This is a genomic window from Pararhodobacter sp., from assembly GCF_036802785.1.
In the GTDB taxonomy this organism is placed as follows: Bacteria; Pseudomonadota; Alphaproteobacteria; order Rhodobacterales; family Rhodobacteraceae; genus Pararhodobacter.
This window is the reverse complement of sequence record NZ_DAIRVN010000041.1, coordinates 1-24,286: the sequence shown is the minus strand read 5'-3', so window position 1 is coordinate 24,286 and position 24,286 is coordinate 1. Positions and strand designations below refer to the sequence as shown.

The window sequence follows — 24,286 nt, the reverse complement described above, 5'->3', positions numbered from 1 at the left end:
AGGGCTCCTCCCCAGCTTTGATGCCGGATCATTGATCCGGCTTTCTTCCCCGCTGCAAAACAACAGCGAGAACGATGATTGCCCCCTGAATGGCACCATTCAGGTAAGGCGATACGAAATCGGTAAGGTTCAGGATGTTGCCGATCAGTGTCAGGATCAGCACACCCACCACCGTGCCCCAGACGCGGCCGAAGCCGCCCTTGAGCATGGTGCCGCCGACGATGACGGCGGCGATGGCCTCAAGCTCCCACAAAAGGCCCGTCGCGGATGAGGCCGAGCCAAGGCGCGGCACATACATGATGGTCGCTATGCCAACCAGAAGGCCCAGCATGACATAGGTGAGCAGCCGCACCCGCGCCACGCGCACGGATGAATAGCGCGCCACCTGATCGTTGGAGCCGATGGCGGCGCAGTGGCGGCCAAAGGGCGTGGAGCGCATCAGAATCTCACCCAGAATGACCACCAGCGCGAACACGATGATCGGCCATGATATCCCCCACAGCCCGCCGTAATAGACCGGCTGATAGAAGGTGCGCAGCGTGAAATTCAGGCTGAGGGTACCGCCATCGGCCAGCCAGGTGACGAGGCTGCGATAGATCCCCATGGAACCCAGCGTGACGATGAACGCCTCTATCCCCAGCCTGGTGATCAGAAGGCCGTTGAGCAACCCCGCCGTGATCCCCGCCAGAATGGCCACGGCCATCCCCAGCAGCACGATGGGCACACCCACCCCCAGCGTGGGCAGCGCGGTGTTCATCACCAGAATCATCAGCCCGGCGACAAAGGCTGCCATGGAGCCCACCGACAGATCCAGCCCGCCGGCGGTGATGACAAAGGTCATGCCCACCGCGATGATGCCGATGAAGGCCGAGCGGGACAGCACGTTCGAGATGTTGCCCGCGCTCAGGAAGTTGGGGTTCAGCATGGCGCCGATGACCACAAGGATGACCAGCGCCAGCACCGGGCCGATCACGCTCATCTGGATTTTGCGCGGAAAAGCTGCCGCTATGCTCATTCAGGCTGTCTCCCTAACGGGGGCGCTTGCGCCGACCCCCATGGCAAGGCGCACAATGGCGTCCTCGGTCAAAGTGTCTCCGGCCAGTTCCCCGGCGATCCGCCCGCGCCGCATCACCAGCACCCGGTCAGACAGGCCGATCACCTCCTGCATTTCGGACGAGATGACGATGATCGCGCGGCCCTCAGCAGCGAGTTTGCGGATGAACTGATACATCTGCTGCTTGGTGCCGATGTCGATGCCGCGTGTCGGCTCGTCGATCACCAGAATGTCGGGGTCTGACAGCATGGTCTTGGCGAAGAGCAGTTTCTGCTGGTTCCCGCCTGACAGGCTGCCGACAATGACCGAGCGGCTGCCGCGGATGTCGAACTCGGCCACGGCGGTATCGAGCGCGCGTTCCTCGGCGCGTTTGTCTACCAGCCAGCGCGAGAACTGGCGCAGCGCCTGAAGCGTCAGGTTCTCGCGCATGCCCTTTTGCAGCAGCAGGCCGCGCGTTTTGCGGTCTTCGGTCAGATAGGCCAGCCCCAGATCCAGCGCATCGCGCGGGTCGCGGATGGTGACGGCCTGACCTTTGATCTTTACCGCGCCCTGTGCGGGGCGCAGCCCGGCCAGCCCCTCGAATGTTTCGGTGCGCCCCGCGCCGATCAGGCCCGCCACGCCCAGTATCTCGCCCTTGCGCAGCGAAAAGCTGATGTCTTCGGCATAGCCGGGCACCGACAGGCCCGCCACCTCAAGCACCACCGCGCCGGGCGTGCCGTCCTTGGGCGGGTAGAGGGTGGACATCTCGCGCCCCACCATCGCCTCGGCCATCTGGCCCTCGTCCAGTTCGCTGGCGGGGCCGGACCACACCACCGTGCCGTCGCGCATGATGGTCAGATCATCGGCAATCGCCTTGACCTCATCCAGCTTGTGCGAAGTGAACAGAACGGCGGTGCCGTGGTCGCGCAGCGCGCGCACCTGATCAAGCAGGACAGCGGTTTCGGTGCGGGTCAGAACGGCGGTGGGTTCGTCCATGATCAGCACAGAAGTGTCGCGCAAGAGGGCCTTGGCGATTTCCACCATCTGCTTGTCTGAGTTTGACAGCGAGGAAATCAGCCGGTCAGGCGAGACGGTGCATTGCAGGCGCTCCAGCAGCGCGCGGGTGCGGGCGCGCATTGCGGGTTTGTTCAGCAACCCGTAGCGTTTCAGCTCACGGCCCAGAAAGATGTTCTGTTCAACGCTCAGATGTTCGGCAAGGTTGAATTCCTGATGGATCATCGAAATGCCCTGCGCCTCGGCCTCGCCCATGGTGGCGAAGGTGGCGGGCTGGCCGTTGAGCAGGATGGTGCCGGAACTGGCGGGCTGGTAGCCCGCCATGATCTTCATTGTGGTCGATTTGCCCGCCCCGTTCTCGCCGATCAGCGCATGCACCCGCCCCGGCTGCAAAGCGATATCGACGCTGTGCAGCACCTCGATGGGGCCGAAACTGCGGCTGACGCCGGAGAGGGCGAGGACCGGCTGGGTCACAGCGCGACCCATGCGGCATCGGATTGCGACGAGCGGATGGCGGCAGCGATGAAGCGCATGCCGTTCAGCCCCGCCTCCAGCCCCGGCAGCAGCGACAGGTCAGGCTCTTCCCCGGCCTCAGCGGCGCGGATGGCGGCGGCGGCGCCGGTGTAGATATTCGCAAACCCCTCCAGATAGCCCTCAGGGTGCCCGCCGGGCGTGCGGCTGACGTCATTCGCGGCACCGATGGCCCCCGCCCCCGCGCGTGTCAGCAGGCGTTTGGGCTGGCCGAAGGGCGTGAACCACAGGTAATTCGGGTCTTCCTGCGCCCATTCCAGCCCGCCGGTTTCGCCATAAACCCGAAGGCGCAAGCCGTTCTCATTGCCCGGCGCCACCTGACTGGACCACAGCATGCCACGCGCGCCGCCCTCAAAGCGCAGCAGGATATGCGCGTTGTCATCCACCCGCCGCCCGGGGACGAAGCTTTGCAGATCGGCGGCAAGGGTTTCGACCTGAAGGCCGGTGACGAAACACGCCAGATTATGCGCATGCGTACCGATATCGCCGATGGAGCCCCCCGCGCCAGAGCGCGCCGGGTCAGTGCGCCATTCGGCCTGCTTGTTGGTGCCGGTTTCTTCCGCCGCCACCGTCAGCCAGTCCTGCGGATATTCCACCTGCACCACGCGGATGGTGCCCAGATCACCCGCCGCGACCATCTCACGCGCCTGCCGGATCATCGGGTAGCCCGTGTAATTATGCGTGAGGATGAACAGGGCTTTGGCGGCGCGGATCACCTCTGCCAGTTCCTCGGCCTGCTCCATCGTGGCGGTCAGGGGTTTGTCGCAGATCACATGGATGCCGCGCTTGAGAAACGCCATCGCGGGGCCTGCGTGCATGTGATTGGGGGTGACGATGGAAACCGCCTGAATGCCATCCGGGCGCGCCGCCTCGGCCTCGGCCATTTCCTCATAGTTGCCGTAGCAGCGGTCAGGCGCCAGCCCCAGCGCTGCGCCGCTTTCAGCCGACCGTTCTGGGGTGGAGGACAGCGCCCCCGCCACCAGATCGAACTGACCATCAATGCGCGCGGCAATCCGGTGGACACCGCCGATAAACGCATCCTTGCCGCCGCCGACCATTCCCAGCCTGATAGGTGCCATGGTTTATATCCCCAGCATGCGGCGGTTGGCGGCCTCATCGGTGCCGCCGCCCGCGAAATCATCAAAGGCTTTCTCGGTGACGCGGATGATATGGGCGTTGACAAATTCCGCCCCCTCGCGCGCGCCGTCCTCAGGATGCTTGAGCGCACATTCCCATTCGACGACCGCCCAGCCGTCAAAATCATTGGCGGCCATCTTGGAAAACACCGCGCCGAAATCCACCTGCCCGTCGCCAAGGCTGCGGAAACGCCCGGCCCGGTTCACCCAGCTTTGAAAACCGCCGTAAACGCCCTGCCGCCCGGTCGGGTTGAATTCGGCATCCTTTACGTGGAACATGCGGATGCGGTCTTTGTAGATGTCGATATTGTCAAGGTAATCAAGGCATTGGAGCACATAATGCGACGGGTCATAGAGCATGTTGGCCCGCGCGTGGTTGCCCGTGCGCTCAAGGAACATCTCATAGCTGACGCCATCGTGCAGGTCTTCGCCGGGGTGGATTTCATAGCAGACATCCACGCCGCATTCCTCGGCATGGTTCAAAATCGGCAACCAGCGCTTCGCCAGCTCGTCAAAGGCGGTTTCCACCAGCCCGGCGGGGCGTTGCGGCCAGGGGTAGACAAAGGGCCATGCGAGCGCGCCCGAGAACGTGGCATGCGCATTGATGCCCATGTTGCGCGAGGCGCTGAGCGCCTTTTTGACCTGATCGACCGCCCATTCCTGCCGCGCCTTGGGGTTGCCGCGCACTTCGGGCACGGCGAAGCCGTCAAACGCCTCGTCATAGGCCGGATGGACGGCGACAAGCTGGCCCTGAAGATGGGTGGACAGCTCTGTCACCTCAACCCCGTTGGCCGCCGCCACGCCCTTGAACTCGTCGCAATAGTCCTTGCTTTCAGCGGCGCGGGCGAGGTCGATCAGGCGGCCGTCCCATGACGGCACCTGCACACCCTTGTAGCCGCAATCGGCGGCCCATTTGGTGATGCTGTCCCAGCTGTTGAACGGGGCGTCGTCACCCGCGAACTGGGCCAGAAACAGGGCCGGTCCCTTGATGGTTTTCATGGTCTTTCCTCCCTTTCAGACGTAGCGGTTGACGAGGTTTTCCAGAATTTCCTGCCGCCCTGACACCGGCTGCGGGTTGATCCCCCGCGCTTCGGCATCATCGGCGATGGCGGCGAGGCTGGCGCCATCGGCCAGCATCGCCTGCGCATCGGGGCGTTCCCAGCCCGCATAACGGGCGCGGCGCAGCGCCTCCAGCCTGTCATCTTCCAGCATTTTCGCGGCGGCCTTCAGCCCGCGCGCGCAGATATCCATCGCGCCGACATGCGCTGCCACCAGATCTTCGGCATCCAGCGACTGGCGGCGCAGCTTGGCATCGAAATTCGTGCCGCCGGTGGTAAAGCCCCCGGCGCGCAGGATCTCATAGTAGGCCAGCGCCGCCTCGGGGGTGTTGTTGGGAAACTGGTCGGTGTCCCAGCCGGACTGGTAATCATTGCGGTTCATGTCGATCGAACCCAGAATGCCCAGTGACGCCGCCAGCGCCAGCTCATGTTCGAACGAATGCCCGGCCAGAATGGCGTGGCCCTGTTCGATATTGACCTTCACCTCACCCTCAAGCCCGAAATCCTTGAGGAAGCCGTAAACCGTGGCGACATCGTAGTCATACTGGTGCTTGGTGGGTTCTTGCGGCTTTGGCTCGATCAGGATGGTGCCGTTGAAGCCGATCCTGTGCTTGTGCTCCACCACCATCGACAGGAAGCGCCCGGCCTGAAGGCGTTCCTGCTTCAGGTCGGTGTTGAGGAGTGTCTCATACCCCTCACGCCCGCCCCACAGCACGTAGTTCTCGCCGTTCAGCCGGTGGGTGACTTCCAGCACCGCGCGCACGGTGGCGGCGGAATAGGCGAAGATATCGGGGTCCGGGTTGGTGGCGGCACCGGCCATGTAGCGGCGGTTCGAGAACAGGTTGGCCGTGCCCCAAAGCAGTTTCGGCCCGCCGTCAGCCATCTTGCCCTCGAAGACATCGGCAATCCGGTTCAGGCGGTCGCGGCTCTCCCGCAGGCTGGCGCCTTCGGGGCGGACATCATGGTCATGGAAGCAGTAATAGGGCGCACCAAGAATGCGGAAGAAATCAAATGCGGCGTCGGCGCGGGCTTCGGCAAGGGCCATGGTGTCAGCGGGGAACCATGGGCGATCAAAGGTCTGGCCGCCAAAAGGGTCGCCGCCTTCCCAGCAGAAACTGTGCCAATAGGCCACGGCAAAGCGCAGATGGTCTTCCATCCGCTTGCCCAGAACCACTTCATCGGGGTTGTAATGGCGGAAGGCCAGCCCGGTGGCTTCTGGGTCATACCGGACGGGTGCAATGTCGCTGAAATAGCCGCTCACGTCATGTCTCCTGCGTTGCCGGTGTCCGGCAGATTGTCCCTGAGGAAGATGGTCGGCGTGATGTCGCGCGCCGGGTCGCGCCAGTCGCGCCCGGCGGCAATGGCCTTCATCACGTCAATGGCCAGTGCCACGCCCTGCGCCGGTTTCTGGTCGATCACGGCATCCACCAGCCCGCTTTCAAGCCCGCCGCGCGTGGTCGGTGTCAGTTCATGCATGACGACGAAGGGGCGCGGCGCGGGCATGCGCGCCAGCACCTCGATCAGGCCACGGTTGCCCGCGCCGATGGAATAGATGCCGGTGATATCGGGGTGGGCGGCCAGTGCCGCAGTCAGCCGGTCGCGCATCAGGTCAGGGCGGTCATGCGATGAGATGGCGGGCAGCGCGGTGACCGCGTGCCCCGCTTCGCCCAGCACGGCCAGAACCCCTTCTAGCCGTTCGCGGTGATCGCGCGCGCTGAGTGCGCCGACGATGGGCAGCACCAGCCCGGGCCGCGCGACATGGGCCATGCGCAACAGCCGCCCCGCCGTGCGCCCGGCCATGACATTGTTGATGCCGACATAGGCCGCGCGGGCCTCTGGCGCGGCGTCACCCACCAGCGTCACCACGGCCGTGCCGCGCTCGATCAGGGCGTTGATGGCGGTGGTGACGCGGGGGGACTCGGTGGCGACAACGGCGATGCAGTCACACTCCGGCCCGTCAGCCGCCAGCAGATCGGCCAGCGCATCGGAATCCAGCGCGGGAAATTCGTCTATGGTGATCATCACCCGGTCAGCGCGGGCCAGAACCTGCTCGGCCTCGACGGCACCGCGCAGCGCCCGGAAGAAGCTGTGGTCGCCCTTGGGCAGCACGAAACGGAAATGATAGATGCGCCCGCGTGACAGGTTGGCGGCGTGCAGATCGCGCTCATAACCCAGATCTTCGATGGCTTTCTGGACACGCAGCGTCGATTTCTCCGCCACCCCGCCCCGGGCGTTCAGCACACGGTCAGCAGTCGCGTAGCTGACGCCCGCGGCCTTGGCCACATCGTGCAGCGTTGGTTTTCGCATGCCGATTCTCCCCCTGTCGCCAGATGACAGAAAGCGATGATAGACGTCAATCATTTTTCTGACAGACGTCTATCATTTCTGGCGGCGGGCGGGCTGTTCAGGGGTTTCTCAGGGGGTGCTCAGGGGGTGGACATCTGCCGCGCCTCGCGCAGCAGGGCCTCCAGCACCGGGGTGTGCGGCTCACGCCAGGGCGCGACAAGGCCCACCCGGTGCGGCAGCGCCGAGCCCGCCAGCGGGATGGTGGCGACGGGCTTGCCGCTGGCCAGAAAGCGCGCGCTGTCTTCAGGCAGCACGGTCATCCAGCCTCCCGCAGCGACCATCGCCATCAGCACCACGGTGGAGTTGGATTCAACCCATGTCTCAGGCGTGACGCTGGCATCCGCGAAGTTGCGGTTGATGATCCGGCGGTTCTGCATGTCCGGCGTCAGCAGGCAAAGGCGCTGGCCCTGCAGCTCATGCCAGCCGATATTGTCGCGCGCGGCAAAGGCTGAGGCGGCGGCGCAGACCAGCATGTATTTCTCTTCATAAAGCGGCTCGGTGCTGACGCGGCCCATGGGTTCGTTATCAAGGTATGAAATGCCCGCGTCGATATCGAGATTATCGAGCATCGACAGGATCTCGATGGAGGTGCGCGACAGGATGGTCAGCCGCACATTGGGGTTCTTGGCGCTGAACCGCGCGGCCAGCCTTGCGGCCCATGTCAGCCCGGTGGGAATGGCGGCAAGGCGCAACCGGCCGGACAGGCCGTGGCGGGTGAAACGCATCTCCTCTTTCAACTGGCGCGAGTCACCGACGATGCGGCGCGCCCAGACCAGCGCGCTCTGCCCCTCCGGCGTCAGCCCGCCAAAGCGTGAGCCGCGAAAGATCAGTTGCACACCCAACTGTTCCTCAAGCTGCTTGATGCCGTTGGAAAGCGAGGGCTGGGTGATGCCCAGACTGGCCGCCGCCCGGCCAAAATGTTCCTCACGGGCGACGGCGATGAACATCTCCAGTTTTTCAAGCATGGTGGCGGCCCGCTATTTCTGGCTGTCAGGCGCAAGCATCGCGCTCAGCGCTGTCAGCTGCGGGGTGCCCGCCTGTGCCGCGCTGACCTCAAACGCGCGGTAGAGGGTGAGCACCTGCTGTCCCGTTTCGGTCAGCACCGCGCCGCCACCCCCCGGCCCGCCGCGCGTGCTTTCCACCACCGGATGGCGGAACATGGCATTCATCGTCTCCACCAGTTGCCAGGCGCGCTTATAGCTCATCCCCATCTCGCGCCCGGCGGCGGCGATGGAACCGCAGCGCGCGATCCGTTCCAGCAGCTCGGCCTTGCCGGGGCCGATCATGCCGCTTTCGCCAAAGACGATGCGGATGCGCAGCAGGGGGGGCGGGGTTTCAGGGGCCATGGCGGCATAGTTACGCGCGCCGGTGCGATGCGCAAGCGATCAGTCATGCGGTTGGTAGGCATCATCGGTGCGCGGATCGCAATTTTGTGATTGAAATACCCGACTAAAGATGTCAGATAAGCGCCACTCCAGCCGCCCTGCGCGCCAGATACCCTGTTTCTCTGGCTCTCGTGACGATGGAGACCCCCGATGTCCAAGATCGAACCCATTTCCCCGGTCGCTGTGCTGCGCGGTTTCGTGGCGGGCGTGGAGGCGGCTGCGCTGCAGGATCTGCTGACGGACGCGGCGGTGAGCCTGTCGCTCGAGCATCGGCGCAGCGGCGCGCAGATGGTGCTGACACTGGGCGGCGCCACGGCGGAAATGGGCCCTGAGAACGGCGGGCTGGCGATTGTTCTGCGCGCGCAGGGCGAACAGGGGCTGTACCTGTTGCAGCAGTTCCTGCTGCGGGCGCTGGAGCGGCGCGGCGCCACCATCTCGCCCGTCTGGGACCGCCTTTGGGACGAACGCCGCCCGCCGAACCTGATATTGGCGCAGGTTGAAAGCATCCGCCAGATTTCACCGAATTTCCGCCGGATGCGCCTGCACAGTGCCGATCTGGCGCGCTTTGGCCCCGATGCGCTGCATTTCCGCCTGCTGCTGCCGCCGCGCGGGCGCGCCCCGGTCTGGCCGCGCACCGGCGATGACGGGCGCACGCTGTGGCCGGAAGGCGCGGATGCGCTGCACCGCCCGGTCTATACCTTCCGCGCGCTGGATGCCCGGGCGGGTTGGGCCGATGTGGATATCTTCCTGCACGAGGGTGGGCGTGTGACCGACTGGACGGCGCAGGCCGCGCGCGGTGATGCCGTGGGGCTGATGGGCCCGGCGGGACGTGCGCTGGGGAACCCGGAATGGATTGCGCTTTTCGGGGATGAAACCGCCTTGCCCGCGATTGCGCGCCACCTTGCGGCGCTGCCCCGTAACACGCGGGGCGCGGCCTGTATCCTGTGCGACCCGGCTGATCAGCAGGCGCTGGACCACCCGCCGGGCATGCGCCTGCACTGGCTGGACCGGGGCGCGGGCGATACGCTTTGCGCGGCGCTGAGCGATCTGGAATTGCCTGAGGGCACCGGGAGTGATGCGCAGCCCGCACGTGCGGGGCAAGCCAGTCGCCTTGTGTGGTTTGCCGCTGAAAAGGGGCAGGCTGACCGCGCCCGCACCCTGCTGCACGATCTGCGCGGCCTTTCCCGGCATGAGACACAGGTGACCGCCTACTGGCACCTTGCCCGTGACGAAAGCCCGCCCGGCTGACCGCTGCCAGACGGTTTGCTGCCCACTGAACCCTGACGGCCCCGCCCTGCCGGGCGCCGTTCTGCCAGCCAACCGCAAGCACCCCCCTCACATCACGGCCTTCGGGCCGATCACGGAGTATGTCATGCCCCTGTTGCAAAACGGGCGTGCGGTTCTGCTTGTAACCGCTGCCAGTATCGCCCTGCTTCCCGCCCCCCTGACGGCCCAGACGGTGCCCGATACAGCCCCCGCAACCGGCGGGCTGCTGGGGCGGATCACCTATTTCGCCACCCGTCTGCCCCGCGCGGTCGAGGATGTGCCCGCCACCGTCACCGTCATCGACGGCGACGATATCGAGGCGCAGGGCATCTCGGACATGCAGCAACTGACGCGCTATGTGCCGGGCCTGACCGTCAACCGCCAGATCAACGCCGCCCAGCCGTTCAACGATTTTGACGGCTTCAGCATGCGCGGCGTCGGCGGCAACCGGGTGCTGATGCTGGTCGATGGCTCGCGCGTGGCGGAGCGGATCACCGATGGCACGCGCGATTATCTGGACCTGAACTTTACCCGGCAGGCCGAAGTGGTGCGCGGCCCCGGCTCGGTCCTGTGGGGGGCGGATGCGCTGGGGGGTGTGGTTGCGCTGCGCACCATCGACCCCGAAGATGTGCTTGAGGGCCGCCAGCGCGGCGGCACGGCGCGTATTGGCCATGACAGTTTCACCCGCGAGAACAATGCCGCCGTCACCTTTGCGCAGCGCTTTTCCGACAATCTGGCGGTGCTGGTGGGCTATTCCCGCATGCAGGCGCGCGAACCCCGCCTGTCACGGGCGCGCGAAAATGGCGGGCTTTACAGCGACATCCACGGCGGCTGCCTGCGCAACCTTGATTACGGCGCAACGCCCTGCAACGAATTTGACCCCACGCGCGTGGATTCCGAGCGCGGGTTGTTCAAACTGGAATGGCGCCCCACCACCGAGCACCGGCTGACCTTCTCCGCCGATGCGATGCGCAGGCGCACCGATGTGCAGTTCAATCAGGTGCTGGGGCCGGTCTTCAACACGCTGGGCAACCCGACCGGCGAGATCAACCACGCCTATGACCGCCGCCTTGATATCGAGCGGCAGCGCTATGCGCTGGACTACTCCTGGACCCCGGCCAACGGGCTGCTGGATGAGTTGCGCGCGACCGTCAGCTTTACCCCGCATTCCTATGCCCGCTCGGGCGTGCGCCGCTCCACCTCGGCCACGGGCGATAACCTGATCACCCGCGACTACCTCAACTATTCCGAGGATTTCTTTGAGGTTGATCTGCAGGGCACCCGCCGCTTTGCCATCGGCAGCACCGAGCATGAGCTGATCTTCGGTTTTGACGGCGACCGCGCCGAGAGCGATTATGAGCGCATTGACCGCGTCACCAACCTGACCACGGGGGTTGAGACCGAAACCCGCGCCGGGGGCTTCAACTTTGCCAATTCCACCACAAGGCGCGCTGACCTTTATATCCAGGACCGCATCACCTTCGCCGGTGGCGCGTTCGAGCTGGTTCCGGGCCTGCGCTATGCCACCTACCAGATCGACCCGCGCCCGAATGCCGATTACATCCCGGTGCCGGGGCTGGAGCCGGTGCGGCGCAGCGACAGCGCGCTTCTGGGCTCGCTGGCGGCGACATGGCGGATCAACAATCAGTGGTCGGTCTGGGGAAACATCGGACAGGGTTTCAAGATGCCCACCGCGCAGCAGCTTTACACCTCGCTGCCTGGTACGTCCTTTGACCTGATCCCGGCGCCTGATCTGCGCCCGGAACATGTGCGCAGTGCCGAGCTGGGCCTGCGCGGCCAGTTCGCGCAGGGCAGCATGGGGATCAGCGTTTACCGCGCGCGCTACACGGACTTCATCCAGAGTTTCTACAACCCGCCCGGCACCAGCCAATACACCTATCGCAACATCGAATCGCGTGATGTCTGGGGGATTGAGGCATCAGGCGAATGGGCCATCAACGACCGGCTGACCGCCACCGGCAGCCTTGCCTTCCAGCGCGGCACGCAGGTGCTGACGGCGGGCGCGGCCAGAACCCCGGCAGACCTGTTGCCCTTCAGCGGCGTTGTCGGCGTGAGCTATGCCATTCCTGAGCGCAACCTGACGCTGGATGCGTTCAGCCGCTTCGCCTCGTCTGCTTCGCGCACCGCGTCCGACACCGGCTTCCGCCCCGGCGGTTATGCGCTGCTGGACCTGTATGCGCGCTGGGATGTGACCGAGATGGCCAGCATCAACTTCGGCATCACCAATGTGTTCGACACCCGTTACTACCAGCCCTCGGCCATCGGTGTGACCACCACGCCAAGCCCGGCCGTTGCCCGGCAGAACCCGCTGGACCTGCACACCGGGCCGGGGCGTGTGTTCACGGTTGCCCTGCAAACGCGGTTCTAGGCAATGCGGGTGATCCTTGCGCGGATCGGGCGGCTGGCTTTGCTGGCCGCCCAAGGCCCCGGGGCGTGGCGGGGCATCGGGCTGTATCTGCTGGTGCTGTCGTTGCAGTTTGCGGGCGTCTGGGTGACGGTCCAGATGATCAACTGGCAAAAGGCGTTCTATGACGCGCTGGAGCAGTTCGACGCCACGGCAGCGCTGGTGCAGATCGGCGTGTTCGGCTGGCTGACCGCGCTGTCGGCGGGTTCATGGCTGGCCGCACAATGGCTGCGCAAGCACCTGCTGATTGCATGGCGCGAAAAGCTGACGGGCCGGGCGCTGGACCTCTGGGTCAATGGCAAGGCCTATTGGTATCTGCGCCCCGGCCTGTCGCCCGCCCCGCTGGAAAACCCCGATCAGCGCATCGCCGAGGATTGCGCAAAGTTCATCGAGGACTTTCTGCAATTCACGCTCGATCTGATTTCGCGCGTGGTGTCGCTGGTGACCTTTCTCAGCGTGCTCTGGAGTCTGTCGCATTTCCCGCTGTCACTGACGCTTGGCGGCGTTGACCTGACCATTCCGCGCTACATGGTATGGGCGGCGTTTCTTTATGTGTTTCTGTCCAGCCTTCTCACTCATGCTCTGGGCAAGCCGCTGAAAAACCTCGCCTTCGCACAAGAACGGCGAGAGGCCGATTTCCGCCACGCGCTGGTGCAGATCCGCGATCAGGCCGACCAGATCGCGCAGGCGGGCGGTGAGGCCGCGGAGCTGCGACGCACCGGCGCGCGGTTCGCGGCGCTCAAGGAAAACTGGAAGCGCCTGATCACGCGCGAACTGGTGCTGGGGCTGTTCACCCGCCCCTATCAGCAGACGGTGCTGCGCATTCCCACCTTTCTGGCCCTGCCTGCCTATTTCGGTGGGGCGGTGACATTGGGCGGGCTGATGCAGCTTGCGTTGGCTTTCTCCAACGTCGCCACCGCGCTGAGCTGGTTCATCTTTCAATACCGCGGTCTGGCGGGTTTCGTGGCGGTGTCCGAGCGTCTGGATGGCCTTTTCGCAGCCGCCGGCAACCCCGCACCCCTGCCCGATGCCCCAAGCACGCTGGAGCGCCGCACCGCCACCGATGGCATTCTGCGCGCGCGCGGTGTGCAGCTTTACACCCCGCAGGGCCGCGCGCTGGAGGGCGTGCCGGATTTCACCCTGTCGCCCGGCGAAACCCTGTGGCTTTCGGGGGCATCGGGGCGCGGGAAATCGACCTTCCTGTCGGCGTTGCGCGGGGTCTGGCCGTTTGGCACGGGCGTGCTGGAACTGCCCGATGCGCCGGTTCTGGCGCTGCCGCAGGTGCCGGTGTCGTTCGCTGAGGGGATACTGCCCACCCTCACCTATCCGCATGACCCCGCTGAGTATGACCGCGCCACGCTGGAGGCCCTGCTGCTGCGCGTGGGCCTTGGCCACCGCCTGCCCGCGCAGGAAGGCCCCGCCGCGTTGCAGGGCCTGTCGATCGGTGAGCGGCAGCGGCTGGCGCTGGCGCGCGTTCTGCTGCTTCGCCCGGACTGGCTGATTCTGGATGAAGCCACCAGCGCGCTTGACGCCGGTGCCGAAACCGACTTGCTGGGCCTTCTGCGTGCCGAGCTGCCCCGGGCGGCTATCCTGTGCGTGGCGCACCGCCCGCCGCTGGCGCTGGGTGCCCATCGCAGGCTGTCGCTATCAGAGCATGGTGAACCCGAAGACGATGAATCCGAAGACAAGGTTGAACCCGAGGAAAGGAAAACCGCATGACCGCCCGCCCGTGGCTTCTGCCCGATACCGGCACCACCCTGCCCCATGCCGCCATGATGACCCGCGCCGCCCGTGCGCCTGTGGTGCTGCTGGGCGAAAGCCATGACCGCGCCGATAACCACCGCTGGCAGATGCACACCGCGGCGGGGCTTCTGGCGCATCATGACCATATTGCCATGGGGTTTGAGATGTTCCCGGCGCGGCTGGACCCGGTGCTGGCCGAATGGGTGGCCGGGCGGCTGGATGAGGCGGCGTTTCTGGAGCGTGCCGAATGGGGCACGGTCTGGGGCTTTGACGCGGCGCTTTACATGCCGCTCTTCCACTTCTGCCGGGCGCATGGGGTTGAGATGCTGGGCCTGAACTGCCGCCGTGATCTGGTGCGCGAGGTGGGTGCGGGCGGCTGGGAAGCGGTGCCGGAGGATGCGCGCGAGGGGCTGACACCCGCCTGCCCCGCCACGCCTGAATACCGCCGCTTCCTGTTCGATATCACCGGCGGGCCGCGCCCTGACCGCGCCGCCAAGAGCCCCGATGACCCGGCCTTTGACCGCTTCGTACGCGCCCAGCAGGTCTGGGACCGCGCCTTTGCCTGCCGCATCGCGCAGGCCCGCGCGCGGGTCAATCCGCCGCTGGTGGTGGGCATCATCGGGCGCGGGCATCTGGAATATCGCGGCGGCACCCCGGCGCAGCTGGCCGACCTGGGTATCGCGGATGCAATGGTGCTGCTGCCGTATGATGCGGGGCGGGCGGTGCAACCGGGCATGGCTGACGCGCTCTTTCCCATGGAGGGCGCGCCGCCAGCCCGGGTGTGAGCATTCCGGCCCTTGCGCGAAGCGCGGCGCGGGCCAATTGTGGCTGATGCAGAACCCTGCCCTTTTGACGGAGAAACCGGATGACCACCGCACCCCCTGCAGACCCCCTGCGCGAAGAGCATGCAGCGCGGCATCTGTTCTGCTTTGGCTGCGGCTACAGCGCGGGTTATGTGGCGCGGCGGGTGCTGGCGCAGGGCGGGTGGGTCAGTGGCACCGCCACAAGCCCGGCCCGCGCCCGCGCCCTGTCGGACAGCGGCATCACCGGCCATGTCTTTGACGGCAGTGCCCCGCTGGACGCGGCGCTGTTCGCTGATGTCACCGATCTGCTGATCTCCATCCCGCCCGGTTCGCAGGGGGGTGCGCAGGGGGATGGCGTTTTGCGCCACCACCGCGCCCTGCTGGCCGGGGCGGGTGCGCTGAAATGGGTGGGCCTGTTATCCACCACAGGGGTTTATGGCGATACCGGCGGCGAGTGGATTGATGAGGGGCACCCGCCCGCGCCGCTGACACAGGCAAACCGCTGGCGGCTGGCGGCGGAACAGGAATGGCTGGATTTTGGCGCCGGAAATGCCGTCGCGGTGCAGGTTTTCCGCCTGCCCGGCATCTATGGCCCGGGCCGCTCACCCTTTGCCCGGCTGCGCGCGGGCAATGCGAAGCGGATCATCAAGGCGGGGCAGGTGTTCAACCGCATCCATGTCGAGGATATCGCCACTGCGCTTGAGGCGGGCATGGCGCGCCCCGGCGCGGGGCCGGTTTTCCACCTTGCCGATGACCTGCCCGCCCCTGCCGATGCCGTGCTGGCCCATGCCGCCGCGCTGCTGGGCCTGCCGGTGCCGCCTGCCGTGCCCTTTGAAGAGGCCGGGCTGCCGCCCGTCGCCGCGCATTTCTACCGGGAGTGCAAACGCCTGCGCAACACCCGGATGAAACAGGAGCTGGGGGTCACCCTGCGCTATCCTGATTACCGGGCGGGGCTGGCGGCGACTCTGCTTGCCGAACAGGCGGCTGAGGCCTGATCACAGCTCGCGCGCCAGCTCTGCCGACAGCTGCCGCCGTTCCCTGCCAGAGGTGATCTGCCTGGTCTCTGCCGCCTCGGCCTTCAGCGAGACCGTGTCGCCCTTCGGCTCCAGCCGGAACCGCCGGACCGCGCCGATCAACAGATATTCCGAGCCGTAGATGCCCAGAATGCTGATTTCGCAGGCCGTCGCGGTCTTGGCGAGGCGGGAGGCGGCAAAGCTCTGCCCCTCATCCAAGGTCCACACGAGATAGTTCAGAATGCTCCCGAACGCGCCCATATCGACCATGGTGCCGGGTTGGAGCGGGCCTTGCCGTGTCAGCTTGGCCCAGCCCTTGGCGTCGTCGGTCGAGCGGATGTCTTCGGCATCGGTGATGAAGGCCCGGTGGCGCGTGCCTTCGACCCAGAGATCGACCACGACACTGTGGATATACACCGCCTCCTGGCTCATGTTGGTGACAAGGCAGCGCCCGGTGAGATCCTGCGCCTCACCCCGGTTGATCACCAGCATGGGTTTGCGCTGGCGGCGGTGGCTTTGCAGGAAGATGTGCAGATAGATTGTCCAGATGACGAGGGTGCCAAAACTGGACATGGCTGCAATCAGCGTATGATTGTTCACTATCCAGTCAATCATGGCTGCCGCCCGTCCGAGGGGGCCCTGCGGGGTTCGGTGCGCTGCAAAAGGGGTGCCCTTTCATGGAAAAGGGAATGGCGGGCCCCGGGGGGCACCGCCATCCTTGGTATCGCCAGATGTGGCCAGATGTGGCCAGGCGTATCAGGCGTAGGGAAGCCCGTAATGGCCATAGATGCGGCGGCCATATTCTGGGTCGCCCCACGGCTCATCATTGCGACCATACTGCGGGGCGCCTTCGAGCTGCTCACGCGTCACATTGGCGACATAGCCGCCATAGTTCGGCTCATACTTCAGTGTATCCCAGGGCAGCGGGTGGTAGCTTTCGCCGATCCCCAGAAAGCCGCCGAAAGACATCACGGCATAGGAAACCTTGCCGGAAATCTTGTCGACCATGAAGTTGTAAACACTGCCGATTTTCTCGCCGTCGGGGCTGTAGACAGCGGTGCCTTCAACCTTGTTCGACGCGATCAGGCGATGGGTTTCGTCGATCGACGCGTCGTCACCTGCAACAGTACCGGGGACACCGCTGCCGACGGGGGCGCGGGGGTTCGAATTGAACGTATTGGTCATGAGTGGTCTCCTCTCGTTCATGCAAAGACACAACGGATGGGGCGGAGGGATGTTCCCTGCGCAGGCGCGTTATTGGCGGAAACCGGCTGGTCTTTTTCGGGGGCGGCGCGGCTGGGTGTATGAAACAGAAAAGGCCGCCAGATTTCGTTGGCGGCCTTTGCGTGTTCAGGGTCCGGGCCTGCTTCAGGCGGCGGCGGCGTTGATGCCGGACTTGGCCAGTTCGGTCATGGATTCGTCGCCGGAATAGGCGGCATCCAGCATCTTGTGCAGGGTCGCGGACTCATCCTCGAGCCCAAGCTGGCTGGCAAAGGCCGCCGCGCAGCCATAGCCGGCAATCGCGTAATGGGCCATGCGCTGGTACTGGGTGATGATCACCGCATCGCGCACGGCATCAGCGCCGAAGTCTTCCTTCAGGGCATGGGCGCGGGCTTCGCGGACAAGGCCCTCCATCCCCTTGCAATGCTCGCCCTTGGCATCCTTGCCATGCGCGGCCAGCATTTTCTCAAGCTTGCCGCAACCATCCTCGATGCCGTCCACACCAGCCTCAAGCGCTTTGCGCAAACCGTCATCGCTGGCAGCCTTGGCCAGCGCACGCGTCGCCTCGCGGGCCTGGGTGTTGGCACTGTGAAGGTCTTTGAGCTGGTCCAGATAGACGTCTTTCAGGGTGTCCATGATGCATTCCTTGCGTAGGTAGGTTTCAACTGTCTTGGCATCATCGCAACGCCGCCGCCCGCCCCCCGGTTCCACCCCTGCATGCGGCGGTGCGGGGGAGGAATGCTGCAAAAAGCGGCACCGGGGCCGGTGGGGGGTGGCGCCCGCGCGGTTTCCCGCCGGTGGGGTCTGGCAGGAGCATGGGGGCAGAGGTGGCGGGTGAAAAGTGCCCGAAATCCTTGTGTTAGATGCTGGAATCATTGCGTGAATCACCGGCCCGGCGCGGCCCCCTCGCTGCCCGGCCCCGGCTGGCCGCGCCAACCCTCTGCCGAACAAAGCGCCGGAAACCCCGGCGAATGCCCATTTCCTGCGCGGGGCATCGGCAAGAACCCGCGGGTGTGATCACGTTGAGGGGTGCGAATGCATGTGCAGCATGGCAGCGGGCGGAAGGGTAGCGTATGATATGCGTTGAATGTCACCAACTTAACCGTGTGAAACCGATTCAAATGCCCATTCTTTCATCTGCCACCCCCATGGTTCTGACCCGCCGTGCGTTGCTCGCCAGCGGCTCAGTTCTCGCTGTGCTTGCCGCGGTTTCGCCGCTCTGGGCTGAGGAGGCCGAGGCCGTGCCTTTCAGCTTTGACGCGCTGACCGAAGCCGCCCGCGAGCGCGCCAGCACCGACGATCCTGCCCCTCCGGAGCAGGACGCGCTGCTTGCCCAGCTTGACTATGATGACTACCAGCGCATTGCATTCCGCCCGGACCGCGCGGTCTTTGCGGGCGAGATGCCCGGCTGGCAGCTTCAGGCCTTTCATACCGGCTGGCTGTTTGACCGGCCTGTACGCCTGCATGAGGTTCATGAGGGCGCTGCGCGGCCGCTGTCGTTCAGTGCCCGTGATTTCGAGTACCGCGCGGGGCTGTCGGTTGACATACCGGAAGATTTCTCGCTGCCGGGTGTGGCGGGTTTCAAGCTGACCTGGCCGCTCAACCGCGCGGATCTTCAGGACGAGGTGGCCTCATTCCTGGGGGCCAGCTATTTCCGCGCACTGGGGCTGGGCAACCGCTACGGGCTTTCGGCGCGGGGGCTGGCGATTGATTCGGCCCTGCCGATGCCGGAAGAATTCCCGCGCTTCTCGGAATTCTGGGTTGAACGCCCCGCGCCCGGTGCGACGCAGGTTACCGTCTGGGCGGCGATGGACAGCGCGCGCGTTACCGGCGCGTGGCAGTTCGTCATCCGCCCCGGGCCGACCACGGTGATGGAGGTGACGGCGCGGCTGTTCTTCCGCGGTGCCGTGACGCAGCTGGGCATTGCGCCGCTGGTGTCGATGTTCATGTTCGGCGGCATCAACCGCTCGCGCTTTGATGATTACCGCCCGCAGGTGCATGATTCCGACGGGCTGCGCATCGAGCGGGCCGATGGCGATGTGATCTGGCGCGCGCTCAACAACCCTGACGTGCTGGCAACCTCTTATTTCGCCGAAACCCGCCCGCGCCGCTTTGGCCTGCACCAGCGCAGCCGCCGTTTTGAGGATTTCGAGGATGCGGGCGCGCGCTATGATCTGCGCCCTTCGCTGGATGTGGAGCCGATGGGCGACTGGGGCAGCGGCAAGGTGCGGCTCTTTGAAATCCCCACCGAGCTGGAGGTGCATGATAATATCGGCGCCTTCTGGGTGCCCGATGCGCCGGTCGTTCCCGGCGAGCTGCACGAGTTCGCCTATCGCCTGCACTGGGGCCGCCTTGACCCTGATCCGGGGTCGGATCTGGCATGGGTTGCCGATACCTCTGCCGGGGTCGGCGGCGCGGCGGGCCTTTCCAACCCGCCGGACACACGAAAATTTGTCATTGATTTTCAAGGGGGCCTTCTGGGACGTACACCGGAAGGGAACCAGGACATCACTCCGGTCGTTAATGTCAGCGGCGGGACGGCTGATGTGGTCGTTCTGTCGAAGCTGCCTCATGCCGAGCGCTGGCGCCTTGCGATCGATATTGCCGCCGACTCGGGTGCGCTGGTCGAGATCAACGCCCATGTCGCAGGAAGCGGCCGCAAGCTGAGCGAAATCTGGACCTTCCAGTGGAGGAAGCCTTGAGTATTCTGACGGACCCCGCAGATCTGGCAGCCAACGCGCAGGCGGTTGACGCGCAGGCGATTTCCGGGCCTTGCTTTGCATTGCCCGAAGCCCCGATGGCCATGCCCGTTCAAAACCTGTCGCCCGCCCGCATCGCCTGGCTTGTGCCGGTCAGGCAATTGTTGCGGTCACAGCCCACGGTGCGGCTCTGAACGCCCAGCCCGATGGCGCACAGGTGGCCCCCGAAGGTGCGGGGGTCGTTGGCCTGCGCGCGCTGGCGGTGGTGCTGGTGCTGGCTGCGGGCTTTACGGCGGCACTGCTTTTCATCCAATACGCGGCCCTGACGCGGCTGAGCCACTGGTTCTGGCTCGCCGCGGTTTTGCTGGGTATCTCAACGGCATGGCTGGCCTGGGGCGCGGTGCTGGGTATTCTTGGCCTGCCGCCCCTGCGCCGCCCGAAGGCCGAGGTTGCGGTGATCACCGCGCGCACTGTCGTGCTTGTGCCGATCTGCAACGAAGATGCGCTGATCACCTTCGCCCGCGTGGCCGCGATGCACCGCCAGCTTGTCGGCGCCCCGGCAGCGATTGATTTTGCCATCCTCTCGGACACCGGAAGCGCCGAGGGTGCCCGCGCCGAAGAGGATGCGCTGGAACGATTGCTGGCCGAGGTGAACGGCACCGGCGGGCGGATATTCTATCGCCGCCGCACCCAGAATACCGGGCGAAAGGCGGGAAATATCGGCGAATTTGTCCGCCGCTCGGGTGCGGCATGGGATTTCGCGCTGGTGCTTGACGCCGACAGCCTGATGGATGCGGGCACGATTCTGACCATGATCCGCCGGATGGAGGCCACGCCCGATCTGGCGCTGTTGCAAAGCCTGCCGCGCGTGGTGCGGGCGCAGTCGCTGTTTGGCCGCGCGATGCAGTTTGCCGCCGCGTTTCATGGCCCGGTCTTTACCCGGGGTCTTGCGCGGCTTCAGGGCCGCACCGGCCCCTATTGGGGCCATAACGCGCTGGTGCGCCTGCCCGCCTTTGCCGCAAGCTGCGGCCTGCCTGACCTGCCGGGGCGCCCCCCATCGGGCGGGCATATCCTGAGCCATGATTATGTCGAAGCAGCGCTGCTGGCGCGCGCAGGCTGGACCGTGCGGGTCGATCCTGATCTGGGCGGCTCGTATGAAGAGGCGCCTGAGAATGTGGTCGCGCATGCGCGGCGTGACCGGCGCTGGTGTCAGGGCAATCTGCAACACGCCCGCCTGCTGCGCACGCAGGGCCTGCGGTTCTGGAGCCGGGCGATCTTTGTTCAGGGGATTCTGAGCTATCTGTCGTCCGGTTTCTGGGCGACCTTTCTTATTGCGGCGGTTCTGGCCGGACTGTGGCAATCAGCGCCCGATTATTTCCCCGGCGTTGTGGCGATCTATCATGAGCGCATCGGTTTTCTGCCCGTCCTGCCGATTGACGCAAGCGGGCGCGCGATCGGCCTGTTGCTGGGCATTGTCGGCCTGCTGCTGCTGCCCAAGCTGCTGGTCACGCTTGAGGCCATGGTGACCGCGCGCACCCGGTTGCATGGCGGGGCGGGGGCGGCGCTGATCTCGGTTCTGACCGAACTTCTGCTCAGCGCCATTCTGGCGCCGGTGCTGATGGCCTATCAGGTCCGCTCGCTGGTGCAGATTCTGGCCGGGCAGGATGGCGGCTGGCCGACGAATGCGCGCGGGGACGGGCAGATGTCGCTGGCCGAGGCATGGTCGGCCTCGCGGTTCATTACGGTGGCGGGGGTGGTTGCGTTCCTGTTCGCGTGGCAGGCGGTGCCCGAGCAGATGCCTTGGCTGCTGCCGGTGCTGCTGCCCATGATACTGGCCCCGGTGGTGATTACCCTGACCTCGCGGCCCGCGCGGCTGACGGGGCTTTTCGCCACGCCGGAAGAGGGCCGCATCCCGGCGATTCTGGCGCTGCATGATGCCATTCTGGCCCGCTGGCAGGCGCAGGCCACCCCTGATCAGGCGGTGGCTGCGGCCTGAAACTCCCATGGCAAAAAAACCGTTCCCGTCCCAGTCTGCGGCCCCTGTACCGGCCATGCCGTCCGCGCCAGCGCGTGATCACCGCATAGACGTGGTGCGCGGGCTGGCCTTGGTGATGATCTTCATCAACCATGTTCCCGGCACTTTGTTTGAGCGGCTGACCAGCCGCAATTTCGGCTTTTCGGACGCGGCAGAGGCCTTTGTGCTGCTGGCCGGCGTCTCGGCCGCGCTGGCCTATGGGCGCCGGTTCAGCGCGCCGCCCTGGTGGCCGGGTGTGTCAAAGGTCTGGAGCCGGGCCTGGACGCTGTATCTGGTGCATCTGCTGATCTCGATGGTGGCGCTTGCCATCGTCGCCTCCATGGCCCGCTGGAGCGGCAGCGCGCAGATGATGCTGCAGGACAACTTCCGCCCGCTCTATCAGGACCCGCTGGGCGTTTACATCGGCCTGCCGACGATGCTGCACCAGTTCGGCTATGTGAACATTCTGCCGCTCTATGTGCTGTTCCTGCTGGCCGCCCCCGCCGCCCTCTGGCTGGGCCTGCGCCGCCCGATGTGGGTGCTGGCGTTGTCGGTGGGGCTGTGGGTGCTGGCGGGGGTGACGCGGGTGAACCTGCTGACCTATCCGGGCATGAACGGCTGGTTCCTGAACCCGCTGGCCTGGCAGTTGCTGTTCATGCTTGGCCTGCTGATCGGCCTGCGGCTGAAAGACGGGGCGCGGCTGGTGCCCGTGCATCCGGTGCTGGTGGCGCTGGCGGCGGTCTATGTGGTGATGGCGCTCTTGTGGGTGAAGGTGCCTGCGGTGCGGGAGTTTCTGAATACCGGCATGGTCTGGCTGTCGCGGCAGGGTGCGCCCCGGCTGATCACGCATTTCGACAAGGGCCATCTTGAGGTGCCCCGCCTGCTGCATGTTCTGGCGCTTGCCTATCTGATCAGCGTCTGGCCGTGGTTCCGGGCAAGGGCTGGCGGGGTTGCGTTCTGGGCGCTGGCGGTCATGGGCCGTCAGGCGCTGGCGGTCTTTGCGCTGGGAACGATCCTGTCCTTCGTGGCCCGCGCCCTGCGGGAGCTGTGGACGCTGGGGGGCAACACCCCCTCCTTTGCCATCGACGCGGCCATCATTCTGGGTGGGATCCTGCTGCAACTGGCCTTTGCCGCGCTCAAAGACCGGCTGAAGCCCCGCCCCTCGCCGCGTGACGCGCGCCAGCCGGTGCCGCTGATGGCCGCCGAGGCGCCAGAGAAAGCTGCGGTAAACAGCCCCGCCGCCCCGCCGCTTCCCCGCTCGGTTGCCGACCGGCCCTGAGAAGGAAACGGCTGATCACATTTCCGGGAACGTATTGCCCGCGCCCGCGTTATCTCCGGTAACTTGCACATCTGGAGCGACATCATGCCCCTCGGTACCATTCTTCTTATTATCCTGATTCTGGCCCTCATCGGCTCTCTGCCGACATGGGGTTATTCGCGGGGCTGGGGCTATGGCCCGTCCGGCGGTGTTGGTCTGATCGTGGTGATCATCCTGATCCTGCTGTTGACCGGCCGTATCTGACAGTTTCTGACGGCACGGGGGCGCTCGCAGTTCCGGGCGGCGCCCCCGGCTTTTCTTTTTCCGACGATTGAGAATTTCTCAGGCGACCTTCACCCGCTGACGCGCAATACTGGCGTTGAGCAGAGTGGAGGAACCCGATGCAGACCGCAAAACCCACAGAAAGACCCGTAGACCCGCAAACCGAGGCCCGCACCCGCGCCAGTTTTGCCCGGCAGGGGCTTATGGCGCATCTGGGCGCTCAGATGACGCAGGTTTGCGAAGGGCTGGTCACTTTGCGCCTGCCTTTCCGCCCGGAGCTGACCCAGCAACATGGCTTCTTCCACGCGGGGAGCACCTCGGCCATTGCCGACAGTGCGGGCGGCTATGCCGGTTTCACGCTTTTCCCTGAAGGCAGCTCGGTCCTGACGGTGGAGTTCAAGCTGAACCTGATCGCCCCGGCGCGCGGCGACTGGCTTGAGGCCACCGGGCGGGTGATCAGGTCCGGCCGCACCCTGACCGTCTGCCAGCTTGATGTCTGGGCTGTAAGCGGTGGGGAAAGGAAGCATGTCGCCACCGGCATGCAGACCCTGATCTGCATGCATGACAGCCCTGACGCCCCCGCCGAGGGCTGAAGCGCCATGTTCATTCCCACCATGCCAATCCCCACCCGCGCCAGCGATGACAACCATTACCCCTGGGGCGAGGGCTGTGACGGCTGGCGGCTGGTCCTGCACCCGGAACTATCGCTGCGCGAAGAGCGTCTGCCACCCGCCACCGCCGAGACCGCCCACCGCCACCACCGCGCGCATCAGATATTCTATGTGCTGGCGGGCGCGCTGACGATCCGCCTGCCCGGCCAGAGCGTGACAGCCCTGCCCGGTGATGCCGTCGATGTGCCGCCCGGCGTGGCGCATCTGGTTGAGAACAGTGGCGCGGAAGACCTGCGCCTGCTGCTGTTCTCAGCGCCTGATACGGCGGGCGACCGGCACCCGGTCACCCTGCGCCCTCCCGCTGTCTGACGTTGCCATGGCCCCGGAAAGCGGGTTCACTGACCGCAAAGAAGCCTGAGAAGGAGGTATCATCATGCCCGCCCCAAAC

Annotated in this window: 23 protein-coding genes; 12 read left to right on the top strand and 11 right to left on the bottom strand. The window is 65.6% G+C overall.

What is annotated here, in order from left to right; translation table 11 throughout:
- Nucleotides 1-28: 28 nt before the first annotated feature.
- From V7Q53_RS14130 to V7Q53_RS14095, 8 genes are all read right to left on the bottom strand, one after another.
- Complete coding sequence (locus V7Q53_RS14130; protein WP_333829256.1) at nucleotides 29-1,015, bottom strand: ABC transporter permease; 987 nt, start codon at nucleotides 1,013-1,015, stop codon at nucleotides 29-31.
- Nucleotides 1,016-2,521, bottom strand: a complete 1,506-nt coding sequence (locus V7Q53_RS14125) for a sugar ABC transporter ATP-binding protein (RefSeq protein WP_333829255.1) — start codon at nucleotides 2,519-2,521, stop codon at nucleotides 1,016-1,018.
- Nucleotides 2,518-3,657, bottom strand: a complete 1,140-nt coding sequence (locus V7Q53_RS14120) for a Gfo/Idh/MocA family protein (protein ID WP_333829254.1) — start codon at nucleotides 3,655-3,657, stop codon at nucleotides 2,518-2,520. The genes V7Q53_RS14125 and V7Q53_RS14120 overlap by 4 nt, the downstream gene beginning before the upstream one ends.
- Before the next feature lie 3 nt (nucleotides 3,658-3,660).
- Nucleotides 3,661-4,713 (bottom strand): sugar phosphate isomerase/epimerase family protein, encoded by a 1,053-nt coding sequence (locus V7Q53_RS14115; protein WP_333829253.1) that lies wholly within the window; start codon nucleotides 4,711-4,713, stop codon nucleotides 3,661-3,663.
- 15 nt (nucleotides 4,714-4,728) lie between these two features.
- Nucleotides 4,729-6,033: a xylose isomerase gene (xylA, locus tag V7Q53_RS14110; protein ID WP_333829252.1), complete on the bottom strand. Its 1,305-nt coding sequence runs from the start codon at nucleotides 6,031-6,033 to the stop codon at nucleotides 4,729-4,731.
- On the bottom strand, nucleotides 6,030-7,079 hold the full coding sequence (locus V7Q53_RS14105; RefSeq protein ID WP_333829251.1) for a LacI family DNA-binding transcriptional regulator: 1,050 nt from the start codon (nucleotides 7,077-7,079) through the stop codon (nucleotides 6,030-6,032). The genes xylA and V7Q53_RS14105 overlap by 4 nt, the downstream gene beginning before the upstream one ends.
- A 119-nt stretch (nucleotides 7,080-7,198) precedes the next feature.
- Nucleotides 7,199-8,083: a LysR family transcriptional regulator gene (locus V7Q53_RS14100; RefSeq protein ID WP_333829250.1), complete on the bottom strand. Its 885-nt coding sequence runs from the start codon at nucleotides 8,081-8,083 to the stop codon at nucleotides 7,199-7,201.
- A 12-nt stretch (nucleotides 8,084-8,095) separates the two neighbouring features.
- Complete coding sequence (locus V7Q53_RS14095) at nucleotides 8,096-8,464, bottom strand: winged helix-turn-helix domain-containing protein (protein WP_333829249.1); 369 nt, start codon at nucleotides 8,462-8,464, stop codon at nucleotides 8,096-8,098.
- A 189-nt stretch (nucleotides 8,465-8,653) separates the two neighbouring features.
- Here V7Q53_RS14095 and V7Q53_RS14090 point away from each other — a divergent pair, with 189 nt between their 5' ends.
- The 5 genes from V7Q53_RS14090 (at nucleotide 8,654) to V7Q53_RS14070 (ending at nucleotide 15,735) form a co-directional block, all read left to right on the top strand.
- On the top strand, nucleotides 8,654-9,751 hold the full coding sequence (locus V7Q53_RS14090; RefSeq protein WP_333829248.1) for a siderophore-interacting protein: 1,098 nt from the start codon (nucleotides 8,654-8,656) through the stop codon (nucleotides 9,749-9,751).
- Between the two features lie 124 nt (nucleotides 9,752-9,875).
- Complete coding sequence (locus V7Q53_RS14085; protein ID WP_333829247.1) at nucleotides 9,876-12,158, top strand: TonB-dependent hemoglobin/transferrin/lactoferrin family receptor; 2,283 nt, start codon at nucleotides 9,876-9,878, stop codon at nucleotides 12,156-12,158.
- A 3-nt stretch (nucleotides 12,159-12,161) separates the two neighbouring features.
- On the top strand, nucleotides 12,162-13,913 hold the full coding sequence (locus tag V7Q53_RS14080) for an ABC transporter ATP-binding protein/permease (RefSeq protein ID WP_333829246.1): 1,752 nt from the start codon (nucleotides 12,162-12,164) through the stop codon (nucleotides 13,911-13,913).
- Nucleotides 13,910-14,722: a ChaN family lipoprotein gene (locus V7Q53_RS14075; RefSeq protein WP_333829245.1), complete on the top strand. Its 813-nt coding sequence runs from the start codon at nucleotides 13,910-13,912 to the stop codon at nucleotides 14,720-14,722. The genes V7Q53_RS14080 and V7Q53_RS14075 overlap by 4 nt, the downstream gene beginning before the upstream one ends.
- An 80-nt stretch (nucleotides 14,723-14,802) precedes the next feature.
- Complete coding sequence (locus V7Q53_RS14070; protein WP_333829244.1) at nucleotides 14,803-15,735, top strand: SDR family oxidoreductase; 933 nt, start codon at nucleotides 14,803-14,805, stop codon at nucleotides 15,733-15,735.
- Here the strand turns inward: V7Q53_RS14070 and V7Q53_RS14065 are convergent, their stop codons facing one another.
- The 3 genes from V7Q53_RS14065 to V7Q53_RS14055 form a co-directional block, all read right to left on the bottom strand.
- Nucleotides 15,736-16,368 (bottom strand): hypothetical protein, encoded by a 633-nt coding sequence (locus V7Q53_RS14065; protein WP_333829243.1) that lies wholly within the window; start codon nucleotides 16,366-16,368, stop codon nucleotides 15,736-15,738.
- A gap of 141 nt (nucleotides 16,369-16,509) precedes the next feature.
- Nucleotides 16,510-16,938, bottom strand: coding sequence for a PRC-barrel domain-containing protein (locus tag V7Q53_RS14060; protein WP_333829242.1), 429 nt, complete (start codon nucleotides 16,936-16,938; stop codon nucleotides 16,510-16,512).
- A gap of 183 nt (nucleotides 16,939-17,121) precedes the next feature.
- Nucleotides 17,122-17,610: a DUF892 family protein gene (locus tag V7Q53_RS14055; protein ID WP_333829241.1), complete on the bottom strand. Its 489-nt coding sequence runs from the start codon at nucleotides 17,608-17,610 to the stop codon at nucleotides 17,122-17,124.
- Nucleotides 17,611-18,095: 485 nt separating this feature from the next.
- Here V7Q53_RS14055 and V7Q53_RS14050 point away from each other — a divergent pair, with 485 nt between their 5' ends.
- The 7 genes from V7Q53_RS14050 (at nucleotide 18,096) to V7Q53_RS14020 (ending at nucleotide 24,207) form a co-directional block, all read left to right on the top strand.
- Nucleotides 18,096-19,676: a glucan biosynthesis protein gene (locus V7Q53_RS14050; protein ID WP_333829240.1), complete on the top strand. Its 1,581-nt coding sequence runs from the start codon at nucleotides 18,096-18,098 to the stop codon at nucleotides 19,674-19,676.
- Nucleotides 19,673-19,867 carry a hypothetical protein gene (locus tag V7Q53_RS14045; RefSeq protein WP_333829239.1) on the top strand — a complete coding sequence of 65 codons (195 nt, stop codon included), beginning with the start codon at nucleotides 19,673-19,675 and terminating at the stop codon, nucleotides 19,865-19,867. The genes V7Q53_RS14050 and V7Q53_RS14045 overlap by 4 nt, the downstream gene beginning before the upstream one ends.
- A 23-nt stretch (nucleotides 19,868-19,890) precedes the next feature.
- A complete protein-coding gene (gene mdoH, locus V7Q53_RS14040; protein WP_333829238.1) occupies nucleotides 19,891-21,669 on the top strand; it encodes a glucans biosynthesis glucosyltransferase MdoH in 1,779 nt (592 codons plus the stop codon).
- A gap of 55 nt (nucleotides 21,670-21,724) precedes the next feature.
- Nucleotides 21,725-22,966 (top strand): OpgC family protein, encoded by a 1,242-nt coding sequence (locus tag V7Q53_RS14035; RefSeq protein WP_333829237.1) that lies wholly within the window; start codon nucleotides 21,725-21,727, stop codon nucleotides 22,964-22,966.
- Between the two features lie 84 nt (nucleotides 22,967-23,050).
- Entirely contained in the window at nucleotides 23,051-23,209 is a 159-nt protein-coding gene (locus tag V7Q53_RS14030) for a DUF3309 family protein (RefSeq protein ID WP_333829236.1), read from the top strand.
- 137 nt (nucleotides 23,210-23,346) lie between these two features.
- On the top strand, nucleotides 23,347-23,820 hold the full coding sequence (locus tag V7Q53_RS14025) for a PaaI family thioesterase (RefSeq protein ID WP_333829235.1): 474 nt from the start codon (nucleotides 23,347-23,349) through the stop codon (nucleotides 23,818-23,820).
- A gap of 6 nt (nucleotides 23,821-23,826) precedes the next feature.
- A complete protein-coding gene (locus V7Q53_RS14020) occupies nucleotides 23,827-24,207 on the top strand; it encodes a cupin domain-containing protein (protein WP_333829234.1) in 381 nt (126 codons plus the stop codon).
- Nucleotides 24,208-24,286 lie beyond the last annotated feature (79 nt).

What these genes read in the sequence shown, in the direction of transcription:
- V7Q53_RS14130 (WP_333829256.1), bottom strand. Translation starts at nt 1,015, where the DNA reads ATGAGCATAGCGGCAGCTTTTCCGCGCAAAATCCAGATGAGCGTGATC.
- V7Q53_RS14120 (WP_333829254.1), bottom strand. Translation starts at nt 3,657, where the DNA reads ATGGCACCTATCAGGCTGGGAATGGTCGGCGGCGGCAAGGATGCGTTT.
- V7Q53_RS14115 (WP_333829253.1), bottom strand. Translation starts at nt 4,713, where the DNA reads ATGAAAACCATCAAGGGACCGGCCCTGTTTCTGGCCCAGTTCGCGGGT.
- V7Q53_RS14105 (WP_333829251.1), bottom strand. Translation starts at nt 7,079, where the DNA reads ATGCGAAAACCAACGCTGCACGATGTGGCCAAGGCCGCGGGCGTCAGC.
- V7Q53_RS14100 (WP_333829250.1), bottom strand. Translation starts at nt 8,083, where the DNA reads ATGCTTGAAAAACTGGAGATGTTCATCGCCGTCGCCCGTGAGGAACAT.
- V7Q53_RS14095 (WP_333829249.1), bottom strand. Translation starts at nt 8,464, where the DNA reads ATGGCCCCTGAAACCCCGCCCCCCCTGCTGCGCATCCGCATCGTCTTT.
- V7Q53_RS14090 (WP_333829248.1), top strand. Translation starts at nt 8,654, where the DNA reads ATGTCCAAGATCGAACCCATTTCCCCGGTCGCTGTGCTGCGCGGTTTC.
- V7Q53_RS14085 (WP_333829247.1), top strand. Translation starts at nt 9,876, where the DNA reads ATGCCCCTGTTGCAAAACGGGCGTGCGGTTCTGCTTGTAACCGCTGCC.
- V7Q53_RS14080 (WP_333829246.1), top strand. Translation starts at nt 12,162, where the DNA reads ATGCGGGTGATCCTTGCGCGGATCGGGCGGCTGGCTTTGCTGGCCGCC.
- V7Q53_RS14075 (WP_333829245.1), top strand. Translation starts at nt 13,910, where the DNA reads ATGACCGCCCGCCCGTGGCTTCTGCCCGATACCGGCACCACCCTGCCC.
- V7Q53_RS14070 (WP_333829244.1), top strand. Translation starts at nt 14,803, where the DNA reads ATGACCACCGCACCCCCTGCAGACCCCCTGCGCGAAGAGCATGCAGCG.
- V7Q53_RS14065 (WP_333829243.1), bottom strand. Translation starts at nt 16,368, where the DNA reads ATGATTGACTGGATAGTGAACAATCATACGCTGATTGCAGCCATGTCC.
- V7Q53_RS14060 (WP_333829242.1), bottom strand. Translation starts at nt 16,938, where the DNA reads ATGACCAATACGTTCAATTCGAACCCCCGCGCCCCCGTCGGCAGCGGT.
- V7Q53_RS14055 (WP_333829241.1), bottom strand. Translation starts at nt 17,610, where the DNA reads ATGGACACCCTGAAAGACGTCTATCTGGACCAGCTCAAAGACCTTCAC.
- V7Q53_RS14050 (WP_333829240.1), top strand. Translation starts at nt 18,096, where the DNA reads ATGCCCATTCTTTCATCTGCCACCCCCATGGTTCTGACCCGCCGTGCG.
- V7Q53_RS14035 (WP_333829237.1), top strand. Translation starts at nt 21,725, where the DNA reads ATGCCGTCCGCGCCAGCGCGTGATCACCGCATAGACGTGGTGCGCGGG.
- V7Q53_RS14030 (WP_333829236.1), top strand. Translation starts at nt 23,051, where the DNA reads ATGCCCCTCGGTACCATTCTTCTTATTATCCTGATTCTGGCCCTCATC.
- V7Q53_RS14025 (WP_333829235.1), top strand. Translation starts at nt 23,347, where the DNA reads ATGCAGACCGCAAAACCCACAGAAAGACCCGTAGACCCGCAAACCGAG.
- V7Q53_RS14020 (WP_333829234.1), top strand. Translation starts at nt 23,827, where the DNA reads ATGTTCATTCCCACCATGCCAATCCCCACCCGCGCCAGCGATGACAAC.